The sequence below is a fragment of the Nitrospirillum viridazoti CBAmc genome (assembly GCF_000730165.1).
GTDB classification, from domain to species: domain Bacteria; phylum Pseudomonadota; class Alphaproteobacteria; order Azospirillales; family Azospirillaceae; genus Nitrospirillum; species Nitrospirillum viridazoti.
This window is the reverse complement of record NZ_CP022111.1, coordinates 1,315,904-1,328,280: the sequence shown is the minus strand read 5'-3', so window position 1 is coordinate 1,328,280 and position 12,377 is coordinate 1,315,904. Positions and strand designations below refer to the sequence as shown.

Below are 12,377 nucleotides of genomic sequence, written 5' to 3'. Positions count from 1 at the left end.
GGTTCAGTCATCCGCTACGGCGACGGCGCGGGGCTGATTGCCGACCTTTCCAATCGGGGCCTTTCTACCAGGGGGACATTGCCTGTGCCTTTCGCCGTTCCGGTACCCGCCCATCCGGTACCCCCCCATCCGGTACCGGCTGACGCCGCATCGCCGGTGCAGCCCCCTTTGTCGCTGCCGGGGCGTCACCGGCCGGCCGATGCCCAGGCGCGCTATCGCGCCGTCCGCCAGGAGACGCTGGCCCGAACCCAGGGCCTGACCGCCGAGGACCAGACGCTGCAGTCCATGCCGGACGCAAGCCCGACCAAATGGCATCTGGCCCATACCACCTGGTTTTTCGAAACCTTCCTGCTGACGGCCCTGGTGCCGGGCTATCAGCCCTTCGATCCTAGTTTCCGCTACCTCTTCAACTCCTACTACGAAGGCGTGGGCGAGCGCTGGCCGCGCCCTGCGCGTGGGCTGTTGTCCCGTCCCACGGTGGCGCAGGTGCTGGATTACCGCGCCCATGTCGACCGCGCCATGGACGCCTGGCTGGCGGGGGGCGTCGATGCCCGGGCCGCCGCCCTGCTGGAGTTGGGCCTGCAGCATGAGCAGCAGCACCAGGAATTGATCATCACCGACATCAAGCACGCGCTGCTGCTGCACCCTTTTCCGGCGGGCGTCTTCCCGCCACCGGCGACGCCGGCGCTGTCGGCGGGGGAGGTGGTCTGGCGCGGCGTGCCCGCCGGCCTCTACGCCATCGGCGCGACGGGGCAGGAGGACTTCATCTTCGACAACGAAGGCCCCCGCCATAAGGTTTGGCTGGAGGCGTTCGAGATCGCGGATCGTGTGGTCACCAATGCCGAGTATCTGGACTTCATGGCCGATGGCGGCTATCGCCGTCCGGATCTGTGGTTGTCCGATGGCTGGGCTACCGTGCAGGCCCAGGGCTGGCAGGCGCCTCTGTACTGGCAGCGGGGGGATGAGGGCGAGTGGCAGGTGAAGACCCTGTCCGGCGTTCGCGCCATCGATCCCAATGAACCCGTCTGCCATGTCAGCCAGTATGAGGCGGACGCCTACGCCAAGTGGGCCGAGGCGCGCTGGCCCGGCGCCCGCCTGCCGACGGAGGCGGAGTGGGAGATCGCGGCGGGCGAGGCGGGCCAGCGGCCCGGGGACGACGGCAGCTTCCATGCCCATACTGCGACCGGCTTCTACGGTGACGTCTGGGAATGGACGGCCAGCGCCTATACCGGCTACCCCGGTTACCGCCCGCCCGATGGTGCCATCGGCGAATACAACGGCAAGTTCATGAGCGGCCAGATGGTGCTGCGCGGCGGGTCGCGCGCCACCCCGGCCGGCCATGTGCGCAAGACCTACCGCAATTTCTTCCCGCCGGCCGCGCGCTGGCAATTCTCCGGCATTCGACTTGCGAGGACGACGCCATGACCGTGACGGACGTGATCGATCGTGTGAGCTTCATGGATTTCGAGCCGGCCACGGCCAGCTTCCGCGATGATGTGCTGGCGGGACTGTCCCACCCCATCCGCCGCATTCCCTGCAAATATCTGTACGACGCCGCGGGAGCCGCCCTGTTCGAGCGCATCTGCGAACTGCCGGAGTATTATCCCACGCGTACCGAACTGGCCATGCTGCAGCGCCTGGGGCCGGAGATCGCCGCGCTGGCGGGGCCGGAGGCGCAGGTGGTGGAGTTCGGCACCGGCGACGGCCGCAAGAGCCGCCTGCTGCTGAACGCGCTGGACCGCCCCGCCTCCTACGTGTCCATTGACATCTCCCGCGACCAGCTGATCCGCGAGGCGGCGGCCCTGGCCCTGGACATGCCGCAGATCGAGGTGATGGCCGTCTGCGGCGACTATACCCAGCAGACCCTGTCGCTGCCCACCGTGGGCCGGCGCCGCGTCGGCTTCTTCCCCGGGTCGACCATCGGCAACCTGACGCCGGTGGCGGCCACGGCCTTCCTGGCCCGGTGCGCCAACATGCTGCCGGGTGGGGCGATGCTGGTGGGCGTCGACATCCCCAAGGACATCGCGGTGCTGGAAGCCGCCTACAACGACAGCGCGGGCGTCACCGCCGCCTTCTCCCTCAATCTGCTGGCCCGCATCAACCGCGAGCTGGGCGGCACCTTCGATCTGTCCGGCTTCCGCCACTACGCCTACTTCAACGAGGACCAGTCGAAGATCGAGATCTTCCTCATCAGCCAGCGCGAGCAGCGCGCCGCCGTGGCCGGCCGCTTCTTCCACTTCCGCGCCGGCGAACGCATCCACATCGAGGACTCCTACAAGCTGGCGCCCGCCACCTTCCAGAACATGGCCCGCGCCGCGGGGTTCGAGCCCACGCAGGTGTGGGTGGACCCGGACGGCCTGTTCAGCCTGCACTGGCTGCTGGCGCCGTTGTAAGCGTAAGGGAACCGGTAGACAAAAGCGCTCCCGCCAGGGAAGCTCCGGTCCGGGAGTGAACGGCCTGGAAGGATGGGCGATGGCGTTGGGCGATACCGGTTACCAGCCAAGGGTGTGTCATGCCGGGGCGGCCGCGTGGTAGGCGGCGATCTTTGGCTGGTCCTGGCGGCGGGCGGCTGCATCGCCCTGGCCGTGGTCCTGATCATCCGGCTGAAGCTGCATCCCTTCCTGGCGCTGCTGTGCGCGGCGTTGGCCCTGGCGGTGGCGCGGGGCATGGCTGCGGATCGGGCCTTGGCCGCCCTTCAGAAGGGCTTCGGCGACATCATGGGCGGGGCGGGCCTGGTGGTGGCCCTGGGCCTGACCTTAGGCGCCATGCTCAAGGTCTCCGGCGCCGCCGCCGCCCTGGCCAATGCCACGGTGGGGGCGGTGGGGCCGCGCTGGCGGCCGTGGGGCTGCCTGCTGGCCTCCCTAGTCCTGGGCTTGCCGCTGTTCTTCGAAACCGGCGTCGTCCTGCTGCTGCCCATCATTGCGGCCCTGCCGATCACCGGCGACCGGGACGGACGGCAGCGCCTGCTGCTGATGCTGCCGGCGCTGGCCGGGCTCTCGGTGCTGCACGCCCTGGTGCCGCCGCACCCCGGGCCCATCATCGCGGTGGACCAGCTGGGCGCCGGCGTGGGGCCGACCCTGGTGCTGGGCGTGCTGCTGGGCCTGCCCATCGCCGTGCTGGCCGGGCCGGTGTTCGCCGGCTTGATCACGCCCTATGTCGCCGGCGGGGATGGCGCCCAGGCCGAGGTGCCGGACAGGCCGCTGCCTTCACCCTGGACGGCGCTGGCCGTCATCCTGCTGCCGGTGGTGCTGATCGCCGCCAAGGCGGTGCCGGCGCTGAGCCACGGGCCCGTGCTGTCCCTGCTGGGTGCCCCTCCGGTGGCCTTGCTGCTGGCCAACCTGGTGGCCCTGGCCGCCTTCTTCAGTCCCGGAACATGGGGTGGGGGTAAGCCGGTCGATTGGGACGCGCTGTGGCATGAGGCCATGGCGCCAGCAGCCAGCATCCTGCTCAGCATCGCCGGCGGCGGCGCCTTCAAGCAGGTGCTGGTGGAGGCCGGGCTGGCCGACACGCTGGCACGCTTCGCCGAGCAGGGGGCGGTGTCGCCCATCCTGCTGGCCTGGGGCATCGCCGTGATGATCCGCCTGGCCACGGGCTCCGCCACCGTCGCCACCATCACTGCTTCCGGGGCCTTGACCTCGGTCGCGGCCACATCCGGGGTGGCGCCGGAATGGCTAGTGCTGGCCGTGGGCGCCGGCTCGCTGTTCTTCTCCCATGTCAACGACCCGGGCTTCTGGCTGGTGAAGAACTATCTGGGTCTCAGCACGGCGGACACGCTCAAAACCTGGTCGGTGATGGAAACCATCGTCTCCGTCACCGGCCTGATCCTGGTGCTGGCCGCCAGCCACCTGTTCTGACCTTGGCTCCAAGAAAGCCAACGGCGCGGGATTAATCCTGCGCCGTTGGTAGCCCGCGACTGCGGGCGCCGGAGCTTTCCGGGGAGCGTAGCGGACTGGAAAGTGAGGAAGGCAAGCGGCCGGATGGCCACGCCCGCCGTCTGAGGGCACCGCTTAAGCCGCCAGCCCATACCGCTTGAGCAGCGCATCGTTTTCCGGCTCGCGCCCCCGGAAGGCGATGTAGCTGTCCAGTGCGGGGCGGCTTGAGCCCACGGCCAGCACCTGGGCGCGGAAGGCCTCGCCGGCCGCCGCCCTGTCGCCTTCCAGGAACTTGCCGAAGCCGTCCAGCGACAGCCGCTCCGCCCACAAATAGCTGTAGTAGCCGGCGGCGTACCCACCGGCGAAGATGTGGGTGAAGGCGTGGGCGAAGCGGTGCCATTCCGGCGGGGTCAGCACCGCCACCTCCGCCCGCACCCGCTCCAGCAGGGCCTGGATGCCGGCGGCGTCGGTGACGCCGGCGTCCAGGTGCATCTGCAGGTCGAACAGGGCGAACTCCACCTGGCGCAGCAGCGCCAGCGCCGCCTGGAAGCGCTGGGCGCCCAGCATGGCGTCGAACAGCGCGTCGGGCAGGGGCTCGCCAGTGTCGACATGGCCGGACATGGAGCGCAGCACCTGCCGGTCCCAGGCGAAGTTCTCCAGCAGCTGGCTGGGCAGCTCCACCGCGTCCCATTCGAATCCGGTGACGCCGCTGATGGAGGGATAGTCGACCTCGCTCAGCACATGGTGCAGGCAGTGCCCCATCTCGTGCAGCAGGGTCAGCACGTCGCCATGGCTCAGCAGGCTGGGCTTGCCCCCCGCCGGCGGGGCGAAGTTGCAGTTGAGGTAGGCGACGGGCAGTTGGGTCCCGTCTTGGCGCTTCAGGCGGGCGCGGCACACCGCCATCCAGGCGCCGCCCTTCTTGCCGGTGCGGGCGAACAGGTCCATGTACAGTCCGGCGAAGGGCACGCCGTCGCGCGACAGGGTGTAGTAGCGCACGTCCTTGTGCCAGACGCGGGTGCCTTCCTCCTGCGTCAGGGTGATGCCGAAGACGTCGCGCAGCAGAGCCAGCAGGCCGTCCAGCACGCGGGGCAGGGGGAAGTAGGCCTTGATCTTCTGGTCGTCGATGCTGTGCAGCGCCTGGCGCAGCTTCTCCGCCACATAGCCGTTGTCCCAGGGCTCCAGCGCGTCAATGCCCAGCGTGTCGCGGGCGAAAGCCTCCAGCTGCGCCTTGTCGGCCAGCGCCGGCTGGCGGGCGCGGCGGGCCAGGTCGCGCAGGAAGTCCACGACCTCGGCACCCGACCGCGCCATCTTGGTGGCCAGCGACAGGTCCACAGGGTCATTGAAGCCCAGGAGCGCCGCCGCCTCGCGCCGCAGGGCCAGGATGGCGCCCATGCGGTCGCCGTTGTCCAGGGTTTCCGGCTTCAGGCCCTGATCGGAGGCGCGGGTGCCATAGGCGCGGTAAACGCGGGCGCGCAGGTCGCGGTTGTCGGCATAGGTCAGGATGGCGCGCACCGAGGGCTGGTGCAGGGTGACGGCCCAGCCGTCGAGATTGCGCGCCGCCGCCAGGCTGGCCAGCATGGCCTTGTCGGCCTCGGGCAATCCTGCCAGCAGGGCCTCGTCGGTGATGTGCTCCACCCAGGCCTCGGTCGCATCCAGCACCGCGCTGCTGTAGGCGGTCTGCAGCCGGCCCAGCTCCACCTGCAGGGCGGCGAAGCGCTCCCGTTCGGCCGGCGGCAGGGCGACGCCGCCCAGCTTGAAGTTGCGCAGGCTGAGGTCCACCAGGCGCCGTTCCGTCGGGCCCAGGGCCGACGGGTCCACGGCCGCATAGGCGGCGTAGAGGTCCGGATTCTGCGCGACGGAGGAGGAATAGCCGATCAGCCGCTCCAGGGCTGCGGCATGGGCGGCCCGCAGCTCGGGCGTGTCGGCGACGCTGTGCAGGTGGCTGACGGTGGCCCACAGGTCGGACAGGTCAGCCTCCGCCTGTTCCATGGCGCGGCAGACGGCGTCGAAACCGCGGTCGCCTCCCTTGATGACGGCCTGGACCACGGCGTCGTGCCGGGCGATGGCGGCCTCCAGCGCCGGGGCCACATGCTCCGGCTTCACCGCGTCGAAGGCGGGCAGGCCGGTGGTGGCCAGCAGGGGATTCTCAGCGGTGCCGGCGCCAGTGGCGATGTCGGTATCGGTGGGCGTGGTGCTCATGGGTGCGCTCTAGTCCTTGGTCTGGGCATGCCGGTTTCAGGTCCACCGTCCCATATGGGATGCCCATCGCGCAATTATGAGAGGGCGGGCTGGCGCTGGGGGCCAGAGGGCAATCCACGGGGATGTGCCGCGTTCCCCGGTTGAATCTATGCGGATGAGCCCGCGCACGGACGGACGCCCCCGCTTATGATTTCCGGTGATCTCAGGGGTGCCCGCACGCCCGGCCCCCTGCTCTCCCGCACGGGGTACCCATGACGCATCAGTCGACAGGGGGGCGGCCACGCGCCACGGTTTCCCCTTCATCAGGGAATGGTGGAAAACGGTTTGAGAAACCGGCACTTTCCCCATTAACCAATATGGGATGGATGACGTCCCGGAAAAGGCAGTGCGTGGTGGGTTCCGGCCTGGAGACGGAAATGACGGATCAGCGAGGGTGCGCCGCGCGGATGGCGGCGGGCTGGGCCGGCCTATGACGAGCGGGTCCACCCACCGCGTCCTGCTGGTCGAGGATTCGCCGACGCAGGCCCTGCAATTGCAGATGATGCTGGAGCGCCGGGGATGGTCCGTCACCGTTTGTGGCGACGCCGAAAGCGCGCTTGAGCAATTGGGCCGGGAAATGCCCGACCTGGCCATCGTCGACTACCATCTGCCGCGCATGAACGGAGACGAGTTCGTGCGCCGGGTGCGCATGGACATGCGCACGCGCGGCCTGTCGGTCCTGATGCTGACCGACAGCCACGCCGCCGACCGGGAGCGCCAGGGCTACGACAGCGGCGCCGACGCCTATGTGCCCAAGTCGGTCGACACCGACATCCTGCTGAGCCGGGTGGGCGCCCTGCTGCGCAAGACCACGGCGGCGGCGGCCCAGGCGCCGGTGGACATCCGCCAGAGCCGCCTGCTGGTGGTGGACGACAGCCCCACCTACCTGTTCTTCATCACCGCCCAGTTGCAGGAGGACGGGCACGAGGTGATCGGCGTTTCCAGCGGGCGCGAGGCGCTGGCCCGCATGGCGGAGGAGAAGTTCGACTGCGTCGTGGTCGATCTGGTCATGCCGGAAATGAGCGGCACGGAGCTGTGCCAGCACCTGGACCGGATGCGCCGCCAGCATGACCGCCTGTTCCAGATCATCATCCTGACCTCCCGCGACAACAAGGAGGACATGATGCGCGGCCTGGAGGCGGGGGCCGACGACTTCGTGGGCAAGGCCGGCGAGAGCGAAATCCTGAAGGCCCGCATCCGCGCCCTGCTGCGCCGCAAGTTCCTGCATGAGGAGAACCTGCGCATCAGCGGCGAATTCCGGGACAAGGAACTGGAACTGGAGCGCACGCGCGACGAACGGCGCATCGCCCAGGAACGCGCCGCCATGACGGAAGCGCTGGAGCGGTCGCACGCCGAGCTGGCGGAGGCCTACCAGGAGCTGCAGGGCACCCAGGCGCAGCTGGTGCAGGCGGCCAAGATGGCCTCGCTGGGCGCGCTGGTGGCCGGCATCGCGCATGAGCTGAACAATCCGCTGGCCTTCGTCGGCAACCATCTGGGCACCGTGCTGCGCTGCCTGGAGACCATCACGCCGGAGGTGCAGGGCCACCTGTCCGACAAGGGCGCCCGCGATCTGGACAAGATGCGCCAGCGGCTGGACGCCATGCGCCTGGGCATCGACCGGGTGGAAAACCTGGTGGTGAAGTTGCGCACCTTCTCCCGCCTGGACGAGGCGGAGGTGAAGGAGGTGGAGATCGAGGACAGCCTGGAATCGGTGCTGACCCTGCTGCAGCACAAGCTGTCGGACCGAATCACGGTTGAGCGGCGGTATGAGGGACCCAAGCGCATCACCTGCCAGCCGGGGCCGCTGAACCAGGTGCTGATGAACGTGGTGGGCAACGCCATCGACGCCATCGAGGGGACGGGCACCATCACGCTGGCGACGGGCCGGAACGGGGCCATGTTCCGCCTGTCGGTGCGGGATACCGGCCACGGCATCCCCGCTGCCATCCGCGACCGCATCTGTGAGCCGTTCTTCACCACCAAGCCGGTGGGGTCAGGGACTGGCCTTGGCCTTTCCATTTCCTATAGCATCATCCAGCGCCACCGGGGGCGGTTGGAATTCCATAGTGATGAGGGGCGGGGTACAGAGGTGGTGATCGAGATCCCCATGGACGGGGCGTCCGCCGACGCGCCGACCCTGCCAGATCCTGCGCAAACGGCGCATGCGATGCCGGGGGAAGCATAATGATCGCCCAGGAGCTGCCCACCGTCATGGTGGTCGACGACGAGCCGGAGGTGCTGATGGCGGTCACCGACGCGCTGGAGGACGAGTTCTATGTCCTGACCAGCACGTCGCCGCTGAAGGCCCGGGCCATGCTGGAGGGCGACGACATCGCCCCCCTGGTCATCATTTCCGACCAGCGCATGCCGGGCATGGCCGGCCATGAATTCCTGCGCTGGGCGCGCGAGCTGTCGGATGCCACCCGTGTGCTGATCACCGGCTACACCGACATCGACGCCCTGGGCGCCGCCGTCAACGCCGGCCAGATTTTCGGCTATCTGCCCAAGCCATGGACGCCCGACCGGCTGGGCCGCCTGATTCGCGAGGCGGCGGAACATTGCGCCGTGCGCCGCGCCCTGGCGGAGGAGCGGCTGCTGCTGTCGCACCTGATGAACAGCGTGCCGGATCCCATCGCCTTCAAGGACAAGAACCTGCGCTACCTGCGCAGCAACGTGGCCCATGCCAAGGCCCTGGGCGTGGACAACCCCGACGACCTGATCGGCCGCACGGACCAGGAGATCGGGGCCGAGGGAGCGGCGCGGCGCGAGGCGGCGGACCAGGCGGCCCTGGAGGCCGGCATCACGGTCACCGACATCCAGCAGGACGCCCCGGCGTCGGCGGAGGCGCCATCGCGCCGTCGCTGGTACTCGGTCGTGCGTTCCACCTTCAAGGACGGCGAGGGGGCGACCGAGGGCCTCGTCACCATCGCCCGCGACATCACCGCCGCCAAGGAGGCGGAACAGGCCTTGAGCGAGGCGCACGCCACGCTGGAACGCCGCGTGGCGGAGCGGACGGAGGATCTGGCGGCCACGGCCCGCGACCTGCTGGCCGCGCGCAAGGCCGCCGACATGGCCAACGAGGCCAAGTCGCGCTATCTCGCCACTGTGGCGCATGAGCTGCGCACGCCGCTGACCGGGGTCATCGGCTTTTCCGAATTGCTGCTGCGCGGTGGCGTCAGCCCGGGCGAATGGCATCGCCTGCTGACCTTGCAGGCGGAGGCGGGGCGCACCCTGCTGGGCCTGCTGGACGACATTCTGGACCTGTCCAAGATCGAGGCCGGGCGCCTGACCCTGGAAAACCTGCCCCTGGATTTCCGCACCCTGGTGGACGACTGCATCGCCCTGGTGCGCCCCTCGGCCAGCGGCAAGGGCCTGGCGTTCAACTCCGCCGTGACCAGCGCCCTGCCCGCCAAGATCATGGGCGATCCCACCCGGCTGCGCCAGGTGGTGCTGAACCTGCTGACCAACGCCGTGAAGTTCACCCCGGCCGGGAGCGTCAGCCTGACGGCGGAGGTGCTGCCGCCGCCGGCTGGCCTGGGGGGGGCGCCGTCGCGCTTGCGGGTGTGCGTGGCCGACACCGGCATCGGCATCCCGCCGGAGCGGCTGTCCGGCCTGTTCGAGGAATTCAGCCAGGTGGATGAGACCACGGCCCGCCGTTTCGGCGGCACGGGCCTGGGCCTGGCCATCTGCCGCCGCCTGGTGGAGCACATGGACGGGCGCATCGGGGTGGAGAGCGTGCCGGGTCAGGGCAGCCGCTTCTGGTTTGAACTACCGCTGGCCGTGTCGGCGGAAGAGGCGGCGGCGCTGCCTCCGCTCACCGGAGCCGGGCCCCAAGCGCCGTCGGGCCGCGCCAGGGGTGGCCGCCGCATCCTGCTGGTGGAAGATGACCGGTCCACCCAGATCCTGGTGTCCACCATCCTGCGCGGCGTGGGGCATGAGGTGGATATCGTGGACAACGGCGCCGCCGCCGTGCAGGCGGTGGACACGGGCACCTACGACCTGGTGTTCATGGACATGCATATGCCGGTCATGGGCGGGCTGGAGGCCACGACCCGGATTCGCGCCCTGCAGCGTACGCCCGACCGGCCGCTGCCGCCCCTGGTGGTGCTGACCGCCGGGGTCACGGCGGAGGAGCGGGAACGCTGCCGCGCCGTGGGCCTGGAGATCTTCCTGAGCAAGCCCGTCGATCTGGAAAAGCTGCTGCTGACCGCCGCCACGGTGGGGTTGCCGGGTGGGGAAGGGGACGCCCATGATTGAGCGGGGCTTGACCTCGGGCTCCGCCACGGCGGAAGGCGCCAGCGCCTTCCTTCTGCGCTTCGACCTCGACGGCCAGGCCTATGGCCTGCCGCTGGCCATGGTGGAGCGGGCGGTGCGGGCCGTGGCGGTGACGCCCCTGCCGGGCGCGCCGGGCCTGGTGCGCGGGGTCATCAACCTGCAGGGCCAGGTGGTGCCGGTCATGGACGTGCGCCGCCGCTTCGGCCTGGACAGCCGCCCCCTGTCGCTGAGCGACCACATGATCGTGGCGCGCGGGCTGCGCCGCACCGTCGTCCTGCTGGTCGACAGCGTGGTGGGCACGGTGGCGGGCGCGCCCGTCGACTGGGTGTCGGCCCAGGGCGTGGTCCCCGGGGCGGATGACGCCATTGTCGGCGTGGTGCGGCTGTCGGATGGCCTGTTGCTGATCCACGATCTGGACCGTTTCCTGTCGGCGGCGGAGGAGGAGCAGCTGGACCGGGCGCTGGCGGTCAAGGGTGGGTCCGAAGGGGGCGGCGGATGAACCGTACCCTGCCGGACAACCTGCTTGCCGCCATGTCGGACCGGCTAAGCGCCAGCATCGGGCTTTACTTCCCGGCCGATCGTTGGACCGACATGGAACGCGGCCTGGAGCGGGCGGCGGTGGAATTGGGCTATCCCAGCACCCTGGCGGCCGTACAGCACTGGTTGACGGCGGGCGGCCCCGACCGGGCGCAGCTGGAGGCCCTGGCCGGCCAGCTGACCGTAGGGGAAACCTATTTCTTCCGCGAACCCAAAAGTTTCGAGGCCCTAGGCCGCAAGATCCTACCCGACCTGATCGCCGAGCGGCGGGCGAAGGGATTGCTGTCCCTGCGCATCTGGAGTGCGGCCTGCTGCACGGGGGAGGAGGCGTACAGCCTGGCCATGCTGCTGGACACGCTGCTGCCCGACCGGGCGGACTGGACCGTCACTCTGCTGGCCACCGACGTGAACCCCCGCTTCCTGCGGCGGGCGGCCGAGGGGGTCTACGGCGAATGGTCCTTCCGCGGCGTGGATCCGGCCCTGCGGGCCCGCTATTTCACGTCACTGCCGGGCGGGCGCTACCGCATCAGCCCCGACATCGCCCGCATGGTCACCTTCTCCTACCACAACCTGGTGGACGACCCCTATCCGGCGCTGGAAAGCAACACCAACGCCATGGACGTCATCCTGTGCCGAAACGTGCTGATGTACTTCAACGGCGCGCAGGCGAACCGGGTGGTGCGGCGGTTGGCGCGGTCGCTGGTGGATAACGGCTGGCTGCTGCCCAGTTCCGTCGACGGCGCCCCGCCCATGTTCGCCCCCCTTACCTTCGTGCCCTTCGAGGGCGCCACCGTCTACCGCAAGCTGCCGCTGCCGGCGCATGCCGCCCCCCCTGCGCCCGTCACCCAGCATTTCTCCATACTGCCGCTGGCCCCGGTGCCCGAACCGGCGCCCTTGCCGGTGGCGGCCCCGCCCACTGTCGCCGTCAAGCCCCCTGTGCCCAGCCTCGACCATTGCCGCTCCCTCTATGACCAGGGGCGCTATGGCGAGGCGGTGGAACAGCTGGAGGCGCGGCTGGCCTTCGCGCCGGCGGATGACGCCGCCATGCTGCTGCTGGCGCGCAGCTACGCCAACCAGGGCCGACTGGCGGAGGCGGCGCACTGGTGCCAGGGAGTGCTGGACCACAACCGGGTCAGCGCTGAGGCGCACCATCTGCTGGCCATGATCCAGCAGGAACGGGGCGATGCTGCGGCCGCTGCCGCCTCGCTGCAGCGCGCGCTGTTCCTGGCGCCGCAATCCATCGCCACGCACCTGGCCATGGCCAACCTAGCCCGCAACGAGGGCCGCATGCGGGACGCGCGCAAGCACTACCGCAACATCATGGGCCTGCTGGAGGGGCACCGGCCGGAGGAAATCCTGCCGGATCTGGAAGGCATGACGGTGGGTCGGCTGATGGACGTGGCCGCCCACGCCCATGCGGCGCTGGGCCAGGCCATGGGGGGGGAGTTCTAAGGC

At 69.8% G+C, this 12,377-nt stretch carries 8 protein-coding genes; 7 read left to right on the top strand and 1 reads right to left on the bottom strand.

The window, feature by feature from the left end; all coding sequences use genetic code 11:
* Positions 1-84 precede the first annotated feature (84 nt).
* From egtB to Y958_RS19060, 3 genes are all read left to right on the top strand, one after another.
* Entirely contained in the window at positions 85-1,425 is a 1,341-nt protein-coding gene (gene egtB / locus Y958_RS19070) for an ergothioneine biosynthesis protein EgtB (protein ID WP_244909460.1), read from the top strand.
* Positions 1,422-2,393 carry an L-histidine N(alpha)-methyltransferase gene (egtD, locus tag Y958_RS19065; RefSeq protein ID WP_088873521.1) on the top strand — a complete coding sequence of 324 codons (972 nt, stop codon included), beginning with the start codon at positions 1,422-1,424 and terminating at the stop codon, positions 2,391-2,393. The genes egtB and egtD overlap by 4 nt, the downstream gene beginning before the upstream one ends.
* 135 nt (positions 2,394-2,528) lie before the next feature.
* Positions 2,529-3,854: a GntP family permease gene (locus Y958_RS19060; protein ID WP_211098620.1), complete on the top strand. Its 1,326-nt coding sequence runs from the start codon at positions 2,529-2,531 to the stop codon at positions 3,852-3,854.
* A gap of 153 nt (positions 3,855-4,007) precedes the next feature.
* On the opposite strand, the gene Y958_RS19055 is transcribed toward Y958_RS19060, so the two are convergent.
* Complete coding sequence (locus Y958_RS19055; RefSeq protein WP_088873519.1) at positions 4,008-6,071, bottom strand: M3 family metallopeptidase; 2,064 nt, start codon at positions 6,069-6,071, stop codon at positions 4,008-4,010.
* A gap of 469 nt (positions 6,072-6,540) precedes the next feature.
* Between Y958_RS19055 and Y958_RS19050 the strand changes: the two genes are divergently transcribed.
* The 4 genes from Y958_RS19050 to Y958_RS19035 are packed head-to-tail and all read left to right on the top strand — an operon-like array spanning position 6,541 to position 12,374.
* Entirely contained in the window at positions 6,541-8,295 is a 1,755-nt protein-coding gene (locus Y958_RS19050) for a response regulator (protein WP_050898618.1), read from the top strand.
* On the top strand, positions 8,295-10,367 hold the full coding sequence (locus Y958_RS19045; RefSeq protein ID WP_088873518.1) for a response regulator: 2,073 nt from the start codon (positions 8,295-8,297) through the stop codon (positions 10,365-10,367). The genes Y958_RS19050 and Y958_RS19045 overlap by 1 nt, the downstream gene beginning before the upstream one ends.
* Positions 10,360-10,884: a chemotaxis protein CheW gene (locus Y958_RS19040; protein ID WP_088873517.1), complete on the top strand. Its 525-nt coding sequence runs from the start codon at positions 10,360-10,362 to the stop codon at positions 10,882-10,884. The genes Y958_RS19045 and Y958_RS19040 overlap by 8 nt, the downstream gene beginning before the upstream one ends.
* Complete coding sequence (locus tag Y958_RS19035) at positions 10,881-12,374, top strand: CheR family methyltransferase (RefSeq protein ID WP_088873516.1); 1,494 nt, start codon at positions 10,881-10,883, stop codon at positions 12,372-12,374. Before Y958_RS19040 ends, Y958_RS19035 begins: the two co-directional genes overlap by 4 nt.
* Positions 12,375-12,377 lie beyond the last annotated feature (3 nt).